Origin of the sequence: Aeromonas sp. L_1B5_3 (assembly GCF_963866575.1) — a bacterium.
GTDB lineage: Bacteria > Pseudomonadota > Gammaproteobacteria > Enterobacterales > Aeromonadaceae > Aeromonas > Aeromonas jandaei.
The window spans coordinates 1-22,088 of the sequence record NZ_CAWMDN010000103.1 but is presented as its reverse complement, the minus strand read 5'-3'; the positions used below and the strand labels follow the sequence as shown (position 1 = coordinate 22,088).

Annotated in this window: 19 protein-coding genes; 10 read left to right on the top strand and 9 right to left on the bottom strand. The window is 60.5% G+C overall.

Features of this window, described 5'->3' with window-relative positions; genetic code table 11:
* Window positions 1-93 precede the first annotated feature (93 nt).
* On the top strand, window positions 94-936 hold the full coding sequence (gene nfo / locus AACR93_RS08440) for a deoxyribonuclease IV (RefSeq protein WP_043850477.1): 843 nt from the start codon (window positions 94-96) through the stop codon (window positions 934-936).
* 102 nt (window positions 937-1,038) lie between these two features.
* On the opposite strand, the gene AACR93_RS08435 is transcribed toward nfo, so the two are convergent.
* On the bottom strand, window positions 1,039-1,944 hold the full coding sequence (locus AACR93_RS08435; protein ID WP_043850476.1) for a LysR substrate-binding domain-containing protein: 906 nt from the start codon (window positions 1,942-1,944) through the stop codon (window positions 1,039-1,041).
* A 102-nt stretch (window positions 1,945-2,046) separates the two neighbouring features.
* Between AACR93_RS08435 and AACR93_RS08430 the strand changes: the two genes are divergently transcribed.
* The 4 genes from AACR93_RS08430 to AACR93_RS08415 all read left to right on the top strand — a co-directional run bounded on the left by AACR93_RS08430 (window position 2,047) and on the right by AACR93_RS08415 (window position 6,479).
* On the top strand, window positions 2,047-3,012 hold the full coding sequence (locus tag AACR93_RS08430; RefSeq protein ID WP_043850475.1) for a TDT family transporter: 966 nt from the start codon (window positions 2,047-2,049) through the stop codon (window positions 3,010-3,012).
* 264 nt (window positions 3,013-3,276) lie between these two features.
* Window positions 3,277-4,266, top strand: coding sequence for a lauroyl-Kdo(2)-lipid IV(A) myristoyltransferase (gene lpxM, locus AACR93_RS08425; protein ID WP_043850474.1), 990 nt, complete (start codon window positions 3,277-3,279; stop codon window positions 4,264-4,266).
* A 173-nt stretch (window positions 4,267-4,439) separates the two neighbouring features.
* Window positions 4,440-5,435, top strand: a complete 996-nt coding sequence (locus tag AACR93_RS08420; RefSeq protein WP_043850473.1) for an LpxL/LpxP family acyltransferase — start codon at window positions 4,440-4,442, stop codon at window positions 5,433-5,435.
* 183 nt (window positions 5,436-5,618) lie between these two features.
* On the top strand, window positions 5,619-6,479 hold the full coding sequence (locus AACR93_RS08415; RefSeq protein WP_043850472.1) for a PA4780 family RIO1-like protein kinase: 861 nt from the start codon (window positions 5,619-5,621) through the stop codon (window positions 6,477-6,479).
* A gap of 61 nt (window positions 6,480-6,540) precedes the next feature.
* Here AACR93_RS08415 and AACR93_RS08410 read toward each other — a convergent pair whose 3' ends face one another.
* Entirely contained in the window at window positions 6,541-7,110 is a 570-nt protein-coding gene (locus AACR93_RS08410; RefSeq protein ID WP_043850471.1) for a GNAT family N-acetyltransferase, read from the bottom strand.
* Window positions 7,111-7,608 (bottom strand): prolyl-tRNA synthetase associated domain-containing protein, encoded by a 498-nt coding sequence (locus AACR93_RS08405; protein ID WP_197077948.1) that lies wholly within the window; start codon window positions 7,606-7,608, stop codon window positions 7,111-7,113.
* A gap of 198 nt (window positions 7,609-7,806) precedes the next feature.
* Between AACR93_RS08405 and AACR93_RS08400 the strand changes: the two genes are divergently transcribed.
* Window positions 7,807-10,245: a DNA polymerase II gene (locus AACR93_RS08400; protein ID WP_442853470.1), complete on the top strand. Its 2,439-nt coding sequence runs from the start codon at window positions 7,807-7,809 to the stop codon at window positions 10,243-10,245.
* A gap of 87 nt (window positions 10,246-10,332) precedes the next feature.
* On the top strand, window positions 10,333-10,584 hold the full coding sequence (locus tag AACR93_RS08395) for a DinI family protein (protein ID WP_033115714.1): 252 nt from the start codon (window positions 10,333-10,335) through the stop codon (window positions 10,582-10,584).
* A gap of 127 nt (window positions 10,585-10,711) precedes the next feature.
* On the opposite strand, the gene AACR93_RS08390 is transcribed toward AACR93_RS08395, so the two are convergent.
* From AACR93_RS08390 to dcuC, 5 genes are all read right to left on the bottom strand, one after another.
* Window positions 10,712-11,575, bottom strand: a complete 864-nt coding sequence (locus AACR93_RS08390) for a DUF2927 domain-containing protein (protein WP_043850470.1) — start codon at window positions 11,573-11,575, stop codon at window positions 10,712-10,714.
* A gap of 26 nt (window positions 11,576-11,601) precedes the next feature.
* Entirely contained in the window at window positions 11,602-12,105 is a 504-nt protein-coding gene (locus AACR93_RS08385; protein WP_043850469.1) for a M48 family metallopeptidase, read from the bottom strand.
* A 125-nt stretch (window positions 12,106-12,230) separates the two neighbouring features.
* A complete protein-coding gene (locus AACR93_RS08380) occupies window positions 12,231-13,874 on the bottom strand; it encodes a hypothetical protein (RefSeq protein ID WP_043850468.1) in 1,644 nt (547 codons plus the stop codon).
* A 174-nt stretch (window positions 13,875-14,048) separates the two neighbouring features.
* Complete coding sequence (locus AACR93_RS08375; RefSeq protein ID WP_043850467.1) at window positions 14,049-15,695, bottom strand: bifunctional metallophosphatase/5'-nucleotidase; 1,647 nt, start codon at window positions 15,693-15,695, stop codon at window positions 14,049-14,051.
* An 89-nt stretch (window positions 15,696-15,784) separates the two neighbouring features.
* Window positions 15,785-17,137, bottom strand: coding sequence for an anaerobic C4-dicarboxylate transporter DcuC (gene dcuC, locus AACR93_RS08370; RefSeq protein WP_033115719.1), 1,353 nt, complete (start codon window positions 17,135-17,137; stop codon window positions 15,785-15,787).
* 250 nt (window positions 17,138-17,387) lie between these two features.
* Between dcuC and AACR93_RS08365 the strand changes: the two genes are divergently transcribed.
* Together AACR93_RS08365 and AACR93_RS08360 are read left to right on the top strand one after the other, a co-directional pair.
* A complete protein-coding gene (locus AACR93_RS08365) occupies window positions 17,388-17,798 on the top strand; it encodes a hypothetical protein (RefSeq protein WP_231556912.1) in 411 nt (136 codons plus the stop codon).
* 182 nt (window positions 17,799-17,980) lie between these two features.
* The gene (locus tag AACR93_RS08360; protein ID WP_043850466.1) at window positions 17,981-18,601 is read left to right on the top strand and encodes a DUF922 domain-containing protein; all 621 of its coding nucleotides are present in this window, start codon (window positions 17,981-17,983) and stop codon (window positions 18,599-18,601) included.
* Between the two features lie 78 nt (window positions 18,602-18,679).
* On the opposite strand, the gene mnmC is transcribed toward AACR93_RS08360, so the two are convergent.
* Window positions 18,680-20,698 (bottom strand): bifunctional tRNA (5-methylaminomethyl-2-thiouridine)(34)-methyltransferase MnmD/FAD-dependent 5-carboxymethylaminomethyl-2-thiouridine(34) oxidoreductase MnmC, encoded by a 2,019-nt coding sequence (gene mnmC, locus AACR93_RS08355; RefSeq protein WP_197077947.1) that lies wholly within the window; start codon window positions 20,696-20,698, stop codon window positions 18,680-18,682.
* Window positions 20,699-20,788: 90 nt separating this feature from the next.
* Between mnmC and fabB the strand changes: the two genes are divergently transcribed.
* Window positions 20,789-22,000, top strand: coding sequence for a beta-ketoacyl-ACP synthase I (fabB, locus tag AACR93_RS08350; RefSeq protein ID WP_042030619.1), 1,212 nt, complete (start codon window positions 20,789-20,791; stop codon window positions 21,998-22,000).
* Window positions 22,001-22,088 lie beyond the last annotated feature (88 nt).

The following is a 22,088-nucleotide window of genomic DNA, read 5'->3' as shown; positions in this document are numbered from 1 at the left end:
GGTGAGCGTGTCGGGAAGGGTGTTGCAAAGTGCCACGGCGTTTTGGCATCTGTCAGGAGAGACGGCATAATGGCGCCTCACTGAGGAGACGTTATGAAATATATTGGAGCCCACGTCAGCGCATCTGGCGGGGTGGAAAACTGCATCGCCCGCGCCCAGGCCATCGGGGCCAACGCATTTGCGCTTTTTACCAAGAATCAGCGTCAGTGGCAGGCGGCCCCCTTGTCGGATGCCACCATCCGCGCCTTCAAGGCGGCCTGCGACAAGGCCGGTTTTCTGCCGGAGCAGATCCTGCCCCACGACAGTTACCTCATCAATCTGGGTCACCCCGATCCCGATGGCCTTGCCAAATCCCGCGATGCGTTTCTCGATGAGATGAAGCGCTGCGAGCAGCTGGGGCTGTGTTATCTGAATTTTCACCCCGGCAGCCATCTCAAGCAAATTCCCGAGGCAGCCAGCCTAAAGCTGGTGAGCGAGTCCATTAACTGGGCGCTGGAGCGCAGTGAAGGGGTGACGGCGGTCATCGAAAATACCGCCGGGCAGGGGACCAACCTCGGCTGGTCGTTCGAACACCTCGCCACCATCATCGAGGGGGTGGAGGACAAGAGCCGGGTCGGGATCTGCTTCGATACCTGCCACGCCTTTGCTGCGGGTTATGATCTGCGCACCGCCGAGAGCTGCGCCACTGTCTTTGCCGAGTTCGACCGCACGGTGGGTTTTCAGTATCTCAAGGGGATGCATATTAACGGCGCCAAGTGCACCTTCGGCAGTCGGGTCGATCGCCACCATAGCTTGCGCGAGGGGAATCTGGGGGAGGCGGTATTCCACCACATCATGAACGATGACCGTTTTGATCGCATTCCGCTGATCCTCGAGACCATCGACGAGTCCATCTGGGGCGAGGAGATCAGCTGGTTGCGCAGCCTGGCGAAGTGATACTCAGCGAGCAAATAAAAGGGAGGGAGCCATGGCTCCCTCTTTGCTTTGTACCTTTCAGCAGTTGGCGTGCCGGTTTGTTTGCGGCGTTATGATCGTGCGTTACTCCGCGCTGATCACCTCGGCATCGTTCAGCTGGGCCCGGCAGAAGTGGATAAAGTGGCGCAGGGAAGCGGAGTGGTACTTCTGCTTGTGCCAGATAAGGGAGAGCTGGCGCGGGAAGCGGCGGGTGAGGGGCAGGGCGACCAGCCGGCCATCAGCCAGACGATCCGAGGCGGCGAGGCGGGAGATGAAAGAGATGCCGAGCCCCTTCTCCACCGCCAGCATCACGGATTCCAGGGTGTTGAGCTCAAGGCCTGGTTGCCAGTTGGGCAGGCCGGGCTGGATTTGGCGGATAAACTGCTCGCGGCTGCCGGATTGGGGCTCACGCAGCACCCAGGTCTCACCACCCAGCCGGGAGAGGGAGAGATCCACCTGGTTGGCCAGCGGGTGATCAGGGTGGGCGATCACCAGCATCTCGTCCTGCAGCCAGGGTTCGGTGACGAGATCGGGATGGTGGTTTTCCCCCTCGATCAGTGCCATATCCAGCTCGAAGTTGGCGAGTGCGTGGCAGAGCAGATGGGTATTGTTGATGGTCACCTTGGGGGGGAGCCCCAGCTCCTGCTTGCTGGTGGCGAGCAGGGTGGGGAGCAGGTAGTTGCCGATGGTCTGGCTGGCGCCAAGACGCAGCTGGCCGCTCGGCTCGGCATCGGCACGAAACAGGTTTTCGATATCCTGCATCCGGGTCAACAGCTCTTCGGCGGCCGGTTGCAGCAGGCGCCCCTCGTTGTTGAGCTGCAATCTGGGGTGGATGCGATCAAACAGCGGCGTGGCGAGCTGGCGCTCCAACTCCTGCAGTGACTGGGAGACGGCCCCCTTGCTCAGACAGAGTTCGTTGGCAGCCAGGCCAAGGTTGCCGTAGCGGGCGATGGTGGCGAACACCTTCAGCTGTTGCAGGGTCAGTTTCATCGTGTTTGGTAATCCTGAATGAGTGATTCAATTCATTTAGATATCGTAAACGATAAGGGGCCATTATCCTATCGCCATAGTCATCAATAGAAAGGTGTCATCATGATCGCAAGAACCCGTAAATCCCTGGCTGCCGCGCCAACCCCCATGGCGGGTCTGGCGCTGGGCATTGCCAGTCTCGGTTGGTGTTGGGAGAATGCAGGTCACTTCGATGGACGGATGCAGCTGCTGGTGATCCTTACCTTCAAGTTTTTGTTCCACCCGAACCTGCTGATGCAGGATCTGGCACACCCGGTAGTTGGTAGCGTCGTGCCGACCTATGCCATGGGCACCATGGTGGTCTCCAAGGCGCTCGGTATGCTGGCTCCGCAAGCGGGCGAAGCGCTCTGGCTGTTTGCCGTGGCCGTTCACCTGTTGTTCCTGGCTACCTTCATCTGGCATCGCGCCAAAGAGTTCGAGATCCACCACATGGTGCCGAGCTGGTTCGTACCGCCGGTCGGGATCATCGTGGCTGACGTCGCCTTCCCAGGCGGTCAGTTTGCGCCGCTGGCCAATGTGCTGCTCTGGTTCGGGGTCATCTGCTACGGTCTGATGCTGCCGCTGATGCTCTATCGTCTCATCTTCAGCCACGAAGTACCGGATGCAGCCAAGCCGACCATCGCCATTCTGGCGGCGCCGGCAAGCCTCTCGCTGGCCGGCTACCTGACTGTCAGCCAGGATCCCTCCCTGCTGCTGGTGGCCATGCTGTTTGGTATCGCGATCCTGATGACCGGCATCATCTATCTGGCTTTCATCAAACTGCTGCGTCTGCCCTTCTCGCCGGGTTATGCCGCCTTCACCTTCCCGCTGGTGATCGGTGCCACCGCCCTGTTCAAAGTGGCTCATCTGGTGGAAGGGTTTGAGCAGAGCGCTCACTATGTCGAGCAGATCCGTCTGCTGGCCCACTTTGAGCTGGGAGTTGCCACCGTCATCGTCGGTTATGTTGCCCTGCGTTACCTGATGTTTTTTCTGCCGCAGCGTGATACTGAAATGAACCACGGCATTGCCCGCCAGGGGGCTCATCGTTAAATCTTGAAGATGCGACGTCGGAAAATGGTTAAGCAGTGCGCTCTGGGAGCGACGGGATAAACGACCAGTCATACGATGGATGGACAAAGAGCCACCCACCTGGTTGTGTAATAAGTAAAATGCCCCGCCATGCGGGGCATTTTTTTACCTTTTCGCCACTTCTGTCGTACGAAACTTCCTATCGTGTGTGATATAGCGGATTTAACTGGTATTACCTGTCAGGGCGTCTACAATACACCACCTTTTTGACGTAAACCGTGAATCATGTCCCCCCAAGATCCCCTGTTCAACCCCGCTTTTGAAGTTCGTTTCCTTCACCCCCGTTACTGGTTCAGCTGGCTGGCACTCGGTGTGTTGATGGTGCTTGCGTTTGTTCCGGTGCGTCTGCGCGACCGGTTGGCCGAGGGGCTGGCCCCGCTGGTGTTTCGTATCTCGAAAAAACAGCTCTATATCGCCAGAACCAATCTGGAGATCTGCTTTCCGCACAAGAGTCCGGCCGAGCGCGACGACATCGCATTGACCTCGATCCGGGTGGGGCTCAAGAGCCTGCTTGGCTTCGGTGAGTTCACCATGCGCAGCGAGCGTTATCTGATGAGCCGGATGCAGGTGAGTGGCTGGGAGCATATCGAAGCGGAGCAGGCGGCCGGTCGGCCGGTGATCCTGGTGGTACCCCATACCTGGCCGGTGGATGCCGCCGGTTACTGCTTTACCCGCCGTGGGGTGCCCATGTGCACCATGATGAAGCGGGCGCGCAACCCGGTCTTTGACTGGCACCTCAACCGGGCCCGCGCCAAAAATGGTTGCCGTGTATATGAGCGCAGCGCCGGCATCAAGGCGGTGATCCGTACCATCAAGAGTGGTCGCAGCTTCTTCTATCTGCCGGATCAGGATCATGGTCGCGAGAAGAGTATTTTCGCCCCCTTCTTTGGCCACTCGAAGGCCACCTTGCCGGCGCTGTCGCGGCTGGTGGAGGTGAGTGGCGCCAAGGCGGTGCCGCTGCTGGCCTGCTATGACGAAGAGAATCACTGCTATCGGCTGGAGATTGAGGCACCGTTCGACAACTATCCAACCGCCGATGTGATGGCCGATACCTGCCGGATGAACGACACGGTGCAGCGGCAGCTGACCCGTCATCCCGGCCAGTACATGTGGTTCCTCAAGATCTTCGATACACGCGAGGATCAGGAGGGGCTCGATGGCCTCTACGAGGCGGGCATCCAGCGCATTCGTCAGGGGCTCTCTCCTTACGCCTGAGTGCGCACAGTCTGGCGGCAGCTATTGCGGTCTGCCGGATAAAAATGGCCCCGCGAGGGCCATTTTTTGATCCCGAGTGGGATGGCCATGACCTCTGCGAATGGGAGCCAAGGGGCACAGGGTAGAAAAAAATGTCAGGATAACTACAATAACCGTTTGTTTTTCATGACTTGATGGCTGACATGTCCCCATTAGATCCGGTATTTGACACCACATTTCATCCCCGTCTGCTCCACCCCAAATGGTGGGCTAGCTGGTGTGCGCTGGGTTTGCTCTCCCTGCTTGCATTCATCCCGGCGCGCGTGCGGGACGGCTTTGCCAATCTGGTGGCGCCCACTCTGCTGCGTTTTTCGAAAAAGCAGGCCTATATCGCCGATACCAACCTCAAGATCTGTTTTCCCGAGCTGGATGAGGCTGCTCGCGCAGCCCTGCTGCTCAAATCGATCCGGGTCGGCCTCAAGACCTTTATGGGCTTTGGCGAGCTGACCTGGCGCAGTCCGGCACACCTGCTGCGCAACATCAAGGTGAGCGGCTGGGAGCATATCGAGGCGGAGCGGGCCGCTGGCCGACCTGTTATCCTGGTCGTTCCCCACACCTGGGCCGTGGACATGCTGGGGCGCTACTTCCCGCTACAGGGGATGAGCATGTGCACCATGATGAAGAGCGCCAAGGATGAGGTGTTCGACTGGTATATCAACCGGGAGCGGGCCAAGGGGGGCAAGGTGTATGAGCGCAGCGTAGGCATCAAGCCGGCGATCAAGTCCGTGCGCGGCGGTGCCAGCTTCTTCTACCTGCCGGATCAGGATCATGGTCGGGAGGCGAGCGTCTTCGCCCCCTTCTTTGGCCATCCCAAAGCGACCCTGCCGGCGCTACCCAAGCTGGTGAAGCTGACCGGCGCCAAGGCGGTGCCCATCTTCGCCAGCTATGACGAGGATGCCGGCTGCTATCTGCTGGAGATTGAACCGCCGTTCGATCCTTACCCCACTGCGGATGCGATGGCGGATGTGGTCGCCATGAACCGCATGGTGGAGCAGCAGGTGACTCGCCACCCCGAGCAGTACATGTGGTTTCTCAAGATTTTCGAAACTCAGGAGCATCAGGAGGGGCCGGATGGCCTCTATGAGGCGGGGATCCAGCGGATCCGCCAGGGATTGCCCCCCGAGCCCTGAGTTGAACTGGCCCGCTTGCGGGCCATTTTTGTTGCCGTGGCACGCCCGTAGGGGAATTTTCAGTGCCGGGAGATGGACAAACAGCGGGCAGGCAGTGGATAACTGAGTGTCCGGACAGAAAAATGGGCAGGTGGACGTGCAACAGACAATTTTGCAACGGGCAGAGAGAGTGAAAGGGCGGTCATGAAAGTTCCAAATCGAATCCAACCCCTGGTTGATGACGGCCTGGTTGACGAGGTCATCAGCCGGTTGATGAGCGGCAAAGAGGCCGATGTCTACGTGGTGCGCTGCGGCGACGAAACTCGCTGCGCCAAGGTATACAAGGAGGCGTCCAAGCGCAGCTTCAAGCAGGCGGTGGTCTATCAGGAGGGGCGCCGGGTGCGCAACAGCCGCAGCGCCCGCGCCATGGAGAAGGGCTCCAAGTACGGTCGAAAGCAGCACGAAGAGGTGTGGCAGAGCACCGAGGTGGATGCCCTGTTCAAGCTGGCGGCAGCTGGCGTGCGGGTGCCAAAGCCCTATGTCTGTCTCGATGGCGTGTTGTTGATGGAGCTGGTCACCGATGCCGATGGCAATGTGGCACCCCGCCTCAACGACGTGGCTCTCAACCATGAGCAGGCGCTGGCGGATCACGCCAAGGTGATTGGGTATGTGGTACGCATGCTCTGCGCCGGTCTTATTCACGGCGATCTTTCCGAGTTCAACGTGCTGGTGGATGAGCAGGGGCCCGTGATCATCGATCTGCCGCAGGTGGTGGATGCGGCCGCCAACAATCAGGCCAGAGCCATGCTGGAGCGGGACGTCAACAACATGCGCAACTACTACGGCATGTATGCCCCCGAGCTGCTCAAAACGAACTACGCCAGAGAGATGTGGGCCCTTTACGAGGACGGCAAGCTCACGCCCCAGAGCGAGCTGACCGGTCAGTTCGAGGAGAGCCGGGAGGCCATCGATCTCGATGCCGTGCTTGACGAAATCGCCAGTGCCGAAGAGGAGGCTTATGCCCGTCAGGCACGGATGAAGGCTGAGCAGGAAGACAACTACTGAGGGTTTGCCACTCTCGCCACCAGAGCGCCCTCGGGGCGCTTTTTTTATTGCTCTGGGCTGGTTATGTTTGGGCGTGTTTTATCGGATGGGGCAGAGGGAATATCCGGTAGATCGCCAACCAGCAACGATCTCCCGGATGGAAGCGTCGTTCCAGCCATACTCCGCCTGCTTTCGCAATCACCCTGCGGGAGGCCTGATTCTGTTCGTCGCAGCTGACCAATACCGGCTTGCTCAAAATGCGTTGCTGTACCCAGCCAAGCAGCAAGCTCGCAGCCCCTTCGCCACGGCGGGAGGGGCGGGTTTCGTAACCGATGTGGCCCAGCCACTGTTGGCTGGCCTCATTGTCATCGTGGCGCAGGCGCAAGGTGGCGAGGATCTCCCCGGCATCGAGGGCAAAATAGGTGGTGGTGGTCGGATAGCCGCTGGGCAGGTTATGCCCAGCGGCATGATCCAGCAGCGCTTGTAGCCAGCTGTCAGGATCAAATTGCGCGACCTGATAGATGGGCAATCCGGCTTCGGCACACTCGGCCACATAGTTGCGATAGGCAGCTGCATCGGTCAGGCGAGCCGGGCGGCATTCATAGCGGGTCGGCACTGGCTGCTCCCGAGCAGTGGGGGTTTCACCTGCCATTCAATCTGCGGCCACGACCGGCAGCCGCATGACATTGGCCTCCCGGCCGAGGTGGGACAGCAGGCGGCGCACATCGTCGAGGCGGATAATCAGGGTGGCGGTATTGACCAGCGGATGGCACTGCACCTGTTCGGCCTGCCAGATGGCCTCGTCCACCACCAGCTCTACCGCGTTTTCCCTGTCGCGCACCATGGCGAGCAGGGTGACCGAACCCGGGGTGAGGCCAAGCACGGCCTCGAGCCGCTCTGGCGAGCCAAAACTCAGTCGCTTGACGCCAAAGGCGGCAGCCAGCGCCTTGAGATCGACCCGGCTCTCCTCCTGTGTTACCACCAGAAACAGCCGCTCGCTTTTCGGGTCACGCAAAAAGAGATTCTTGCTCTTGGCGGCAGGCAGGTCGGGCAGCAGCCGGCTGGCCTCCTCGCAGGTGAAGACGGGGGCGTGATCGATGCGCTGATAGGGAATGGCCAGCTGATCCAGCAGAGAGTAAAGCGCCACCATGACCTCCTGATATTGGGTGAAGAGTGGGGGGATGAATGGCATCGCGAATACAGCCGCCACCGGCATTCGCTGCCATTCTGGCCGAGCTTACCAGTTTGCGGCTCCTCTCGCAGCTTGGTTAGGCCATGGCGGCTGGCGTGGCAATTGCAGCAAAGCACTGTATGAACGTACAATACTCCCATCTCCATGTTGATCCCGATGACTTGCATGACTGACCAACCGTCCATTCCACCCGTTACTCCGCCACGCGACGGCTTTATTCTGACCCGTCATGGACGGGATGTGCGCGGCCGTGGCGAGCAGCCGGAACGCACCGAGATTGTGATGTGGCTCTGGAGCGAGCAGGGACCGGTGCGGGTGGTAGTGCCGGGGCAGGAGCCGGTTTTCTTTCTGCCGCAGAGCCATATGGAAGAAGCCGCCGAGCTGTTCAAGGGGGCCGGGGTGAGCGGGCGGTTTCGCCGCCTGCCGATGCACACCTTCGATGGCCGCGCCGTGGTGGGCTGCTACTTTGCCACCCTGAGCGCCTTTCACCGCGCCATCGAGCTGCTGCTCATCCGTGGGCTGGAGCACTTCGAGGCGGATATCCGGCTACCGGAGCGCTACCTGATGGAGCGTTTCATTACCGCCGGCGTGCGCTTCGAGGGGCGCACCCTCAAGAAAGGGGGCAAGCACGGCTACTGGGAGGTGAACGAGGCGCGCTGCGCGCCGCAGGCGGTGACGCCGACCCTCTCCTGGGTGTCGCTGGACGTGGAGTGTGCCATGGATGGGGCGCTCTTCTCGGTGGGGCTCTACAGCGAAGAGGATGCGCGGGTCATCATGATCGGTACGCCGGAGGCCGACGCCGACAGCTGGAGTACCCGGGTCGAATGGGTGACGGACGAGAGCGCCCTGCTGAGTGCGCTGGAGCGCTGGTTTGTGCGGCACGACCCCGATCTGGTTATCGGCTGGAACGTGGTCAACTTCGACTTTCGCCTGCTGCTGCGCCGCGCCGAGCTCAACAAGCGGCGGCTGCGGCTGGGTCGTGGCCACGAGCTCTGTTTCTGGCGCTCATCGCGCAACGACCCCCAGACTGGCAACGTTATTATCCCCGGGCGCATGGTGCTGGATGGCATCGACACCCTGAAAAGCGCCACCTGGCAGTTTGCCAGCTACAGCTTGGATGCGGTGGCGAGCGAGCTGCTTGGCCGCGGCAAGGATATCGAGGATGTGGCCAACCGGGGCGAGAAGATCACCGAGCTGTTCCACTCCGACAAGGAGGCGCTGGCCCGCTACAACCTGGAAGATTGCAAGCTGGTGTGGGAGATCTTCGACTATTGCCACCTCATCCCCTTTGCCATCGAGCGTGCCTCACTCACCGGCCTTGAGCTGGACAGGGTGGGGGGCTCGGTGGCGGCGTTTACCAACCTCTACCTGCCGCGGCTCCATCGAGGCGGCTACGTGGCCCCCAATCTGCCGGCCGACGGTGGGCTGGCGAGCCCCGGCGGCTATGTGATGGACTCCAAACCCGGCCTCTATCGCCACGTGCTGGTGCTCGATTTCAAGAGCCTCTATCCCAGCATCATCCGCACCTTCTGCATCGACCCCATGGGGCTCATCGAGGGGCTGCAGCATCCTGAGCACGCCATTCCGGGCTTTCGCGGCGCCATGTTCTCCCGCGAGCGGCACTTCCTGCCGGATCTCATCGCCACCCTGTGGGCGGCGCGGGATCGGGCCAAGGCTGCCAGCAACAAGGCGCTCTCCCAGGCCATCAAGATCATCATGAACTCCTTCTACGGGGTATTGGGCTCAGGGGGCTGCCGCTTCTACGACCCGAGGCTTGCCTCCTCCATCACCCTGCGCGGTCACGGCATCATGCAGCAGACCCGGGAGTGGATCGAAGGGGAGGGTTTCGAGGTGATCTATGGCGACACCGACTCCACCTTCGTGCACCTTGGCAAGGAGACCAGTCCCGCACAGGCGGACGAGATTGGCCGGCGGCTGGCAAAGATGATCAACGATAACTGGGCCGTGCTGATCAGGCGGGAGTTCAACCTGCCGAGCTATCTGGAGATCCAGTACGAGACCCACTATCGCCGCTTTCTGATGCCCACCATCCGCGGGCTGGAGAAGGGGAGCAAGAAACGCTACGCGGGGCTGGTGGCTGGCAAGGAGGCGGGGGCAGAGGAGCAACTGGTGTTCAAGGGGCTCGAATCGGTGCGCACCGACTGGACGCCCCTTGCCAAGGCGTTCCAGACTCGCCTCTACGAAATGGTGTTTCACGACCAGGATCCCGGCAGCTATGTGCGTACCATGGTGGATGAAACCCGGGCCGGCCAGCACGACGAGCTGCTGGTCTATCGCAAGCGGCTGCGCCAGAAACTCGAGGAGTACCAGAAGAATGTGCCACCCCATGTGCGGGCGGCGCGGCTGGCCGATGAGGAGAACCTGCGCCGCGGTCTGCCCCAGCGCTACCAGCATCGGGGCTCCATCGCCTATCTGATGACCCTTAATGGCCCCGAACCGCTGGAGTACCGGCGCACCCCCATCGATTACGAACACTACATCGACAAGCAGCTCAAACCCATTGCCGATGCGATCCTCCCCTTTGTTGGCGAGTCGTTCGAGCGGATCTGTGGCCAGCAGCTCGATCTTTTTTAGGGGTCATTTGCCTCTTTTTTTGTCGGGTACTTTACTTCCCAGAAATACTGTATAAAAATACAGTTAATCATCATGGAGAAGTATCCTATGCGTCTGGAAATCATCATCGACAAAAAACATCAGATCCCGACCTCCACCATGGAAGCGCTGCGCCAGGAGCTGCTCAAGCAGCTGGGCGAAAAGTTCCCCGATCTCCATGTCCGCGTTGCTCCGGGCAGCAGCATGTCCCTGACCGTCAGCCGCGCCAGCAAGGAGGACAAGGAGCTTGCCGAGGCTATGGTGCAGGAGGTGTGGGAAAACGCAGACAGCTGGATGCCGGAAGAGAGTCTGGCTTCCTGAACAGGCTTATCTCTGGTGGATGTGACAGCAAAAACGCAGCCCATGGCTGCGTTTTTGCTTTGGTGCCGGCTCGCCGGGTGAGCCTGAGCGGATGCTTCCCGAGTTGACGCTTGGTGCTGGCTGAAACTCAGAGCCCGGCCCAGCTTTTTAGGCTCTGCTGCTGAACGCGGCGGTCTGCCTCGCTGATCTCGCCTTTGGCGCGCAGATCCTTGATGGCAAGCGGCAGGGCTGCTCGAACTTCGTCGCTACTCATCCCCGCCTTGAGGGCCGGGTGGTAGGCGAGCTTGAGCAGCACATAGTCGAGGCCGGTCAGGAAGCTGTCGATGCTGTTGTCATTGAAGATGGAGGGAAACACCTTGTCTGAGTCGTTGGGCAGCCCCATCACCTGAGTAAACTCCTCCACTACGCAGTCGAGAAAGCGCCCCTTGGCGCGGCTGTAATCAACCGGAATGATGATGGTGGCACTGCTGATCTCGTGCTGCTTGTTGGTCGCAAAGTGGCCGATGCAGAGCCCCTCCTTGAGCGCGGCATTGACCGAAGGTGCGTTGCCCATGGTGCGCTTGGCCCAACCCTTCATCCGCTGGTAGTCGGTCATGATGAGGGTGAGGTTGGGTTTGCTGGTCACCATGCTGATAGGGTGGCCGGTGATGCGGGCGAGGTGGGCGGCTTGTACCTTGACTACCTCCGCCTGCAGCGGCTTGTCCCCCGACTCGTTGATGAGTTGCAATCGCACCGGTTGCTGCCAGCGGGTGAAGCGCGGGTGAGCGGTTTCGTGATACTCCCGCTCCATGGCGATGGCCATAAAACTCTCGGTGAGATAGCTGTCGCTCTGCCAGCGCTCTGCTCCTTGTGAGAAGAAAGAGCAGAGCGTGAGCAGCAGGGCCAACAGCCCGTGTGACACGCACTGGGAATGGGCAGCGCGGCACAAATTGGCAATCACCACATTGGCAATAACGTGCGGGGCGCTAAAGGGGATAGCGGTAAATGACATGTTTCCTCCTTGAAACCACAGTCAACCTAGCGATTGGCCTTGTCGATATCGCGCCAGGTGAGCCAGAGCCTCAGATCAAACTCCAGTTGATGATAGTCGGGCTCCATATGCTGGCAGAGCTGATAGAAGCTCTTGTTGTGATCCTTCTCTTTGATATGGGCCAGCTCGTGCGCGACGATCATCTTGAGAAAGGGGGCGGGTGCCTCCTTGAACAGGGCGGCGATGCGGATCTCGTTCTTGGCCTTGAGCTTGTTGCCCTGTACTCGGCTGATGTAGGTGTGCAGGCCGAGGGCATCCTTGATGACGTTGATCTTGCCGTCAAACACTACCTTTGACAGGGGCGCAGAGCTTTTGAGGTAGCGGTTTTTCAGCTCCATGGTGTAGGCGAGTAGCGCCTTGTCACTCTGGATCTGGTGGCTATCTGGATAGCGCTTGGCCAGCATCTCGCCAAGTTTGCCTGCCGCGATCAACTGTTGCACCTGCGCCTTGAGCGGTTCGGGATAGCCCCCGAGATAGGTCAGTTCCGCCATGTCTGTCACCCGTTACATCCAAAAGTGGGCCATTGTAGTCATCGCGGGCCTGCTTGCCTACCGGTGAGGAGTGAGGGGATGGAAAAAGGGCGGCCAAATGGCCGCCCTTTGCGTCTCTGCGCTGGTTAGCGGCGACGATAGAGACCCGGATCCACCTCTTCATAGTGGCTGGTCAGGTATTGATAGAAGGCGAGATGGGAGGGCGAACTCGGCTTTTTCAGCTCCTCGCTCACCCGATCCGGCTTGGCGATGATGAATTTGGGGTTCTGGCGCTGGATGTCCGCCAGCACACGAGCCCGCACGTCATAGGGCGGGTTGACGTTGGCAAAGAAGAGATAAGCGGAGGCCGGCTGGCGATCGGTCCAGAGATAATATTGCGGCTGGATACCATCGACCCAGATCTTGTCTCTCGGGCTGGTCTCGGCCTTGATGCGATCGACCCGCACCTGCGCCGCCGGGTTGAAGGGGCGACCCTTGAGCGTTCCTTCCCAGGCGTTGTTGATCATCAGCAGCAGCATGGCCAGGGTGGCGAGCCAGGGAGTGGCGCTGCGCACATCCCAGGCGCGCCACAGGGGCACCAGAATGAGTACCGGCAGGGCCCACAGCAAACTGGTGCCGAGCACCTCGTTAACCCGCTCGAGGGACCACTCCTTGGTGCTCCAGCCGAAGACCAGCTGCTGGGCCAACAGCCAGCTGGCAGTCAGCACCACCAGCGAGATGCAGAGCAGGCCGAGGGCATCGGCCTTCTGCTCGCTGCGATCCAGCAGTACCGCCAGCGGCAGCAGAGCCAGCTGCAGATAGAGCACATCGTAGTGATCAAACACATGGCCGGAGACCGAGTTGGCGATCAGGGTAAATAGCACGCCAAACAGGGTGACCAGCAGCACCGGCAGATACCACTCCTGCCGGCGGCTCAGCATCAGCAGGATGAAGGGAGGTAGCAGCATCACCAGACCGGTGCGCAGCAAGCCAACGGCACCCACCATGGGGGAGAAGCCGTTGCCGTAGCTCCCCTCGAAGAAGATGTCGAAGGCGTAGTATTTGAAGGCCGCCAGCAGGTCGTGCTGCTGGAAGTAGCCGTAGAGGGGGCCGCCAATCAGCGCCAGACCGAGCAGGCTGGAGACGAGCAGCAGGATGGCATCACGCCACTTCTCGTGCAGGCACCAGTGGCAGAACAGCACCAGATACCATGCCCCCCAGAAGGCGCCGTTGTTGGTGCGCATCCAAGCGACGATAGCAAAGGTGAGGGCAGCCACCAGCGCCGGCCACCAGCGAAAGCCTTTGTCCAGCAACAGAGTGATGAAGGCCCACTGGGCGATGAGGGCGAGGTGGAAGGTCCAGTCCTCGGTCATGTTGCCGTAGTAGTAACGGGTGCCATAGAGGGCCAGCAGTGCCAGCATGGCGCCAAGGCGCGCCCTGACCGAGAGGCCAAGCTGGGAGAAAGCCTGCCAGCTGGCCATCAGCCCGAGCCAGCAGAGCACCCACTCCAGCGCCCAGATCCCGACAAATCCACCCAGACCATACCCCAGCGCATCGAGGGCGAAGATCATCGGCCCCTTGATATCGATCATGTCGCGATAGAGCACCCCCCCTTCACTCCACATTTTGCCCATAACGGCAAAGAGCGAGGCGTCAAACCCCGGCGCCATGGCATGAACGAGCGGGTTGCGCAGGCAGAAGAGCAGCGCCAGCAACGCGGTCAGCAAGATGGCGGTGGGCTTGATGGCCGGATTAACGCGGGGGGGAGTGAAACGGATGGAGTGATTCATTAAATCGCCTGTTCCTGAAGCTGGTCTTGAAAGCGGGCCTATCTTGCCGAGCCCGCGCGGATGATGCAATGGTGCAGGCCCATCCGGAGCAAATATTGTCGAAAAAGAGCGGTTTCAGAGACGAAAAGTGCCTATCTGCCCGATATGGATGCAGACAGGCACATCGAGGGGCCTTTACGGCAGGTACTCGACTCGCGGTGGCATGGCCCGCAGCTCCGGCTGATGGCGGGCCCAGCGGATAAAGGCATCGGCTAGCGTGATGCCAAGCTCCTGATTGTGCTGGGTCAGGGTACGAGTCAGCGCAGTGTAGCCCTCCTTGCCGGAGGCGGTATAGGCGCTCGATACCCCGCGATAAACTTGGTCGGATTTAACCGGTTGCCAGCAGTCTGGCGCAGGCTCCCACTCCAGACGGGTAATACGCTGACCTTTCGGCCTATCGGCCTGGTAGGTGAAGCGCACCCCGGCGGTGTAGGGGAAGCTGCCGTTGCCATTGCCAACCACGCCATTATTGGTGGCGTTGTCGATGGCATTCTCCAGCGCTTCCGCCAACTCGTGGCCGTGTACCCGATAGAGGGTGAGGGGAATGGCAAAGGGGAGCAGGCGACCGGCGATATCGGCCTCGCTCAAGGGGCCCGGCTCCAGCGAGCAGCGCACGCCACCAGCGTTGTGCAGGGCAAAATCGACCTCGCCCACCTGTTCCCGGGCCGCCATCAGCATGGCATGGGCCACCAGCGGTGCGACATGGCTGCCGTGAGGCAGGTTGGCATCGGGCAGGCGCTGATGGGGGAGCGGGGTATCGAGTCTGGTGACGATGCGCTGGGTCATGGTCTCGATCTCCGGCCGGTAGCGCTTGGCCAGATGCTGCTCCAGCCTGGCATCCGGTTCGCAGAAAGTGAGTCCGACTGGTGGGGTGGAGCCGAACGGCCAGGGTTGCCAGGGGAGCCACTCCAGCTGGCCTTGGCTATCTGCCACGCGGCCAGCTTCATCGAAGGTGAGCTCGCAGACGCCAAGGCAGAGGGCACTGTGGCCCGCGTGCATGATGGCTACGCCATTGTGCAGCAGGGGATAATCCCCTTCGCTTGGCAGGCCCAGCGGCGCAAGATCCCCCAGCAGGCTGTGGGTATGACCGCCAACAATGAGACTGAGCTCGGGGAAGCGTTCGGCCAGCAGCTTGTCCTGATCCAGACCGAGGTGGCTCAGCAGCACGATATGGTGGATCCCTTCGCCCTTGATCTCACGAATGACCCGGGTCAGGGTCTCGTTCACCCCGTGGAAGCGGGTGTGGGGATCCGGATTGGCGATGGCCGCCATCTGGGCCAGCGTGATTCCGAGCAGGGCAAAGGGGACGCCATCGATGACCCGGCGATGCCAGGGCTGATGGGCGTCGTAGAGGTGGGGAATATCCCACAGGCGAAGAGGCGTATCGGCCGGCTCCTGACTATTGTCCAGATTGGCCGCGAGCACCGGAAAATCGAGCTGGCGCAGAAACTCCACCAGCTGGCCATTACCCAGATCGAATTCATGGTTGCCGATCACCATGGCATCGGGGGCCAGCATGGCGAGCAGGTCGGCGTTGGCCCGCCCCTTGAACCGGTTGAAATAGAGGGAGCCCTGAAAGGAGTCGCCGCCGTGCAGAAAAAGGCAGCCGCGACCTGCTGCTGCCGCTTGCGCGCGCAGTTGGGTCAGGCGGGTCAGGATCCGGGCATAACCGCCACACTGGGTGCGCCACTGGGACTCTCCGGCGGGGGTGAAGCTTATCGGCGCACCATCGAAATGGGAGTGGCAATCACTGAAGTGGGCAAGTTGAACCGTAATACTCATCTCGGTCCTCCTTTGGGGAAAAAGAGCACAGAGTCTACTGCAAAGGGGGGGAGAGATACCAGCCCGGCGCAGACCGGGCTGGTCAGCGATCAGGCCGGAACCATGATCTGGGTAGCGACGATCACCACCAGCAGGCCGACGGCCACTGGCAGCGAAGTGCGTTTGACCACTTCAAATGGCGAGAGTTTGCCCATCCCCGCACAGGCGACCACGACACCAGAGACCGGTGAAATGGTGCGGCCCAGGTTGGAGGCTTGCAGCATGGGGATCACCAGATAGGCCGGGTTGATGCCAAGGCTGGTGGCCAAATTGGGGATCAGCTCCACGAAGGCGTAGAAGGGGGCGTTGCCCGAGCCGGTGGTGAAGGCGGCCAGGGTGGTGATCACCACCAGTGACAGCATCATGATCATGCCGCCCGAGCCCAGATCCTGGGCGTGGGCCAGCAGGGTGTCGATAAAGCCGATGGTCATCAGACCCTGAGCGAAGACGCCGGCACCGACCAGCAGCATCACTACCCCGGCAAAGGCGTCGGCCATGTTGCGCCAGCAGACCTGCAGGCCATCCAGCAGCTCCTTGCCGTTGCGCAGGCGTACCAGCTCCAGCAGGCTGGCCAGTACCATGCACATGACGATGATGGTGACGATATCGAGCTGCGGGCCCCATTTGCCGTCAAACACCAGCACCCCGATGATGGGGGTGAAGGGGAGAATGGCGTAGAAGCCGGGCGCCGTAGTGATGAGGTCGCTCGGCGCGACCGGCTCGTTGTGCTCGCCGGATTTCTGATCGAGGTAGCGCTGCCAGAAGAAGTGGGTCACCGCCATACAGGCGATGGCGACCAGCGAGATGGGCAGGGTCAGCTTGAAGGCAAAGTCCAGCAGCGGCATGTTGGCGGCCTGGGCGGCCATCACCACGTCACCCGAGGTAGGTGCCAGAATGATGGCAGCTGGCGAGGCGCACACGGCGGCTGCGGCACCACGGGAGATCCCCATGTTGACCATCAGCGGGAACAGGGTTGCCATCAGCAGCACGCCCAGACCGGTGGCGGAGCTGACCGCCAGCGACATGGCACAGGCCACCAGATAGGCGGCAACCAGCAGGATATAGGGGGATTTGATGATGCCGAGCGGTTTGCTGGCCAGCTTGACCAGAATGGTGTTGGCTCCGATGTGGCTCATGTAGCCGGCGAAGCCGCACAGCACCATGATCAGCATCCCCAGTCCGCCGCCACGATCGTTGAGCAGGAAGCGGACATATTCGAAGATATCGGTGGCGATATAACCGGTGCTTGTCACCTTGCTCGGCAGCACCGGCTTGCCCATCAGGGCCGTGACGACCAGCAGCAGCAAGCCGCCGCTCAGCAACACGCCTGTCGCTGAGTATCCTTTGAAGATGGCGCGCCCGACCACCAGAGTGACCAGGGTGCCGATGATGAGTTCCAGCATCTATTCCATTCCATTAAACAAGAGGGGTTCGGAGTCTATTCCTATAGAGGTAATTTGGCGATATGAAACTCGGTGCAGTGTGAACCTAATCAACGTTTGGCCAGTTTTGCAGAATTAAAGAAGGGTAAAGGTGCTTTACCCTGAATTTTTGACGTAATAGCCTTTCCGCCCTCAGGTTTTCTTTTGAGGCTTTTGTATGGTTTTTCGTCGTTTGTCAGGTGTTAAACGCTGGATATGGCTCCTTTGCTGGATGTTGCTGCCACTGCCGGCCGTTGCCATGAAGAACGATGGATTTCATCAGACCGGCCCCCATCAGGCGGTCGCCATGCGGCGATTGATGGCTGCCCACTCCTACGGTGTGGTGGTGGTGGCCAGAGGGCAGGTTCCCCGTTATGCCGCGCTGGCATCGCGCATGAGTGAGGGGGAGTGCATGAATCGCAATGGCATCCGGGTGGACGGTGTGGCGGTGCTGGTGATCCCCCGGTTCTATCCCGGGGAGGGAAAACGGGGGCTTTGCGAGCTGTGGTTGAAAGAGGGGGCAGATCAGGACTTTTTTGCCAACCGTCTGAAAAATGATCAGTTCATTCAGATAGATGGTCACGACATCAATGTGAAAAACTACCACCTCAACTGGCTGCGCATCAGTCGCTCTGCCCAATAAAAATACAGATTTGGCCTTGTGCCATACTCTGCTCACGGAACCTGTGAGCGGGCTCTGATTTCTGGCCCATCATTGTGTTGCGCCATATCTTTGGCACACATAGGCTATAGACGTTATCTGTGTGGCGGCGCGTTTCCCCAAGGTCGGTACTTCGCCCGTGCAATCAAGGAAGGTAGTCTGGCATGGTCAGCAAGTTCTATGGAGTGGTAGTGGGGGTTGCGGCGCTGCTGTTGCCCCTGACGAGTCAGGCGCAGCCAATCAGGCCGCAAGTGGTCCCCGAGTCCCGTATCAATGTTCGTTTTTATGAGGTCAGTGCTGCCCAGCCAGATCAACTGGCCCAGGCTATCGCCCAGAGTGCCCCCAAAGTGAATGGCAACCCCGTGCTTGGCAAGGCGAGTTATCAGCTCGATTGGCAACTGGAGACCGATCAGCTGCAGGGGCTTTGCCAGCTGAGCAGAGTCACCGTCACCACCCGTGCGACGGTTGAGTTACCCCGCTGGCGCCAGAGTGACAATAGTGGTGAAGGGAAGAACAACGCGGCCGATCCGGCGCGCCAGCGCTGGGCTCGATTGCTGGCCAGCATGTTCGACTATGAGTCCCGCTTCAAGGAGATGGTTCAACAAGGTGCCAATCAGGTTGGCGGCGCCATTGCTGACTTGCCAGCTCACAGCGACTGTCAGGCACTGCGTTATGCTGCCTGGGCGGCGGGGCAGGGAGAATTGGTGAAGATCCGCAGCCGGATTGCCGATTTTCAGCGACAAACCCGTTATGGCGAGCAACTTGGAGTCCACTGGCCCAAGTAGTCCGGCTAATCGAGATATGCACAACACATAGAGAAAGGCCGCCCCTGTGGGCGGCCTTGTCGTTTCGGGTCGTTGGCATTATGCCAGCGCTTTGCCCTTGAGCAGCTTGCGTACCCAGTAGCGGGCCGGGTGGAGCGCTTCCAGCAGATCGGCTGCCAGCGGCAGTGGATCGCCGCAGATCTCGCTGGCAAGCAGCTCGCCACAAAGCGGCGCCGAGCAGAGACCCCGTGAGCCCAGCGCCCCCAGCACATAGAGGCCGGGGTGGCACGGCAGGGAGGCAGCATTCTGCTGATCGGTGTGCAGCCCAGCGTATTGATCCGCCAGGCTTGCCAATCTGGCGACTGGCCCCACCACCGGCAGGTGATCCCGACTGGCGCAGCGCACGCCTACCCGAGCCTCATTGCCGCTGACATCCACCTCGCCGGGCCAGCTCTGCTGTAGCAGGCAGGCTTGCAGCCGCGCCTGGTTCTGGCGCTGCTCTTCAGCGCGAAACGCAAGATCGGTCTGGTTGCGGCCATAGCTGGCACCGATGCAGTGGTGATCGTTATGGGCCGGAGTGAGGTAGCCATCGTAGCAGAGCACGGTATTGAGCCGGCTCAGGCTGGCTGAGGTCGGCACATGGCTCACCTGACCGCGCACCGGATAGAGCGGCAGCTCGGCAAAGGGGATGAGCGCAGGCAGCTTGTGTCCGGCAGCAACCACCAGATTGGGGGCTTGCCAGCGGCGTCCGTCACGGCTCTCGAGCTGCCAGCCATCTGCCTGTTCGGCAATGGTGACCACCTCGGTGTTGAACACTACCTCCAGCAACCCGCTGGCTTGTGCTTCCTTGATGGCTGCGCGGGTGAGATCCGCCGGGCAGAGCCAGCCGCCCAGCGGGTAGCTGACGCCGCTGTGGCCGCAGGGCAGGCCGACGACTTGTGCTACTTCCACGGTCGAGAGGGGATGCATCAGCTCGGACGGGAAGGGGCCCTGACTCATTTTCGCCAGCTTGGCTGCCGATTTGTCGTCATAACCGAGCTGGGTTACCCCGCACAGGGCAAATGCGACGGGATGGCGCTCGGCCAGTGCCAGCAGGCGGTGGCGGGCATAGCCAAAGGCAAGCGAATAGAAACGCGACAGCGCATCGTGCTCGCCGTTAAGCAGTGGATAGAGGGCTCCCTGCCGGTTGCCTGAGGCGCCGTTGGCAGGCTCGTCATCTTCACAGAGCAGGGTCACCTTGCGGTCACGCTCTACCAGAGAGAGCGCCGTCATGGCCGAGGCGATGCCGCCGCCGATGATCAGCACCTCGCCATCCCTGCCTGCCGGGCGTGCATACCAGGGGGCAATGGTCTGTTGCGGCTGCTTGTCGGTGCGATCCCCCGCCAGCATCTCCCGCTTGCTGCCGTGCCCTTTCACCTTCTTCATGGCAAAGCCTGCAGCAATCAGGCCGCGGCGCACGAAGCCGGCACAGGTGAAGGTGGCGATAGTGGCGGCAGGACGGGCAAGGCGAGCCAGACCGTCGAACAACGCTTGCGTCCACATCTCGGGATTTTTGGCGGGGGAAAAGCCATCCAGATACCAGGCATCCACCAGTCCCTCTGCGTGGTGGGGCAGTTGCGGCATCATATCCTTGATATCGCCCAACCAGAGATCGAGCCGGATCCGGCCATCGGCAAAGATAAGGCGATGGCAGCCGGACACCGGGATGGGCCACTGCGCGATGAGATCCTGGCTCAAGGAAGAGAGTTCGGGCCAGGCGGCCAACGCCTTGCGCAGATCGCCCTGGGTCAGGGGGTATTTTTCAAAACTGATGAAGTGAAGGCGGGAGCCGTTGCCGGTTTGGGGCGCCTGTTCCAGAAAGGCTGCCATTGTCGCCAGAAAGTTAAGACCTGTGCCGAAACCTGTCTCACCTATCACGAAAGTGTCACGATCGTGGTGCAAAAATCGCGCTGGCAGCCGGTTTTGCTGCAAAAAGACATAGCGCGTTTCAGCTAGACCGTTATCATTGGAAAAGTACACATCCCCGAACTCACTGGAGACTGGAGTTCCCGCCTCGTTCCAGTCCAATCGGGCATGATGTAAGGATGTTTGACTCACGTTTTCCTCGGCTCGCGTCACAAAAACGCGGGCATTCTACGTGAAAGCAGACCAGTTTGGCAGCCGAAAGCGGGTAGACTTGGCGCCAGTTTTTCCAGACGAGATGAATTAATGAGAAGAGCAGTGATCACCGGTATCGGCGTCATCTCCAGTATCGGCAACAACAAGGAAGAAGTGCTGGCCTCCCTGAAAGCAGGTAAATCCGGCATCACCTATTCCGAGCAGTTCGAGCAGCACAACCTGCGCAGCCGTGTCTGGGGTAATATCAAACTCGAGCCGTCTGAACTGATCGACCGTAAAGTCATGCGTTTCATGGGTGACGCTGCGGCCTACGCCTACCTCTCCATGCAGCAGGCCATTGAAGATGCCGGTCTGGCGCAAGAGCAGGTCTCCAACGAGCGCACCGGCCTGGTGGTCGGTTCAGGTGGTGCTTCCGGCAAGAACACCTCGGAGTCTGTGGACATCGCCCGTGAGAAAGGGGTCAAGCGTGTGGGCCCTTACATGGTGCCGCGCACCATGTCTTCCACCACCTCTGCCTGTCTGGCGACCCCGTACCAGATTAAGGGGGTCAACTACTCCATCAGCTCCGCCTGCGCCACCTCTGCTCACTGCATCGGTCACGCGCTGGAGCTGATCCAGCTTGGCAAACAGGATGTGGTCTTCGCTGGTGGCGGTGAGGAGCTGGACTGGTCCTCTACCATCCAGTTTGACGCCATGGGCGCGCTCTCTACCAAGTACAACGACACGCCGGAAAAAGCCTCCCGTACCTATGATGCGAACCGCGATGGTTTTGTTATCTCCGGTGGCGGCGGCATCCTGGTGGTTGAGGAGCTGGAACACGCCCTGGCCCGTGGTGCTCACATCTATGCCGAGCTGACCGGTTACGGTGCTACTTCTGATGGCTACGACATGGTTGCCCCGAGTGGCGAAGGTGCGGTGCGTTGCATGAAGATGGCGATGCAGGGTGTTGGCAAGGTTGATTACATCAACACCCACGGTACCTCCACCCCGGTTGGCGATACCAAGGAGCTGGAAGCCATCCAGACTCTGTTTGGCGCCAACGGCCCCAAGATCTCCGCAACCAAGGCGATGACCGGTCATGCGCTGGGCGCTGCCGGCGTGCACGAGGCTGTCTACTCCCTGCTGATGATGGAGCACGGCTTTATCGCCCCCAGTATCAACATCGAGACTCTGGACGAGAAAGCGGAAGGTCTGCCCATCGTGCGCGAGTACGAAGAGGCTGAGCTCAACACCGTCATGTCCAACAGCTTCGGCTTTGGCGGTACCAACGCTTCTCTGGTGTTCAGCAAGTTCAAAGCCTGATCATCCGGTCGATATGAAAAAAGCGCCTCAGGGCGCTTTTTTTGTTTCCGTGATCTGCCATCACTCATTGCAGAGCAGAGCAGAGCAG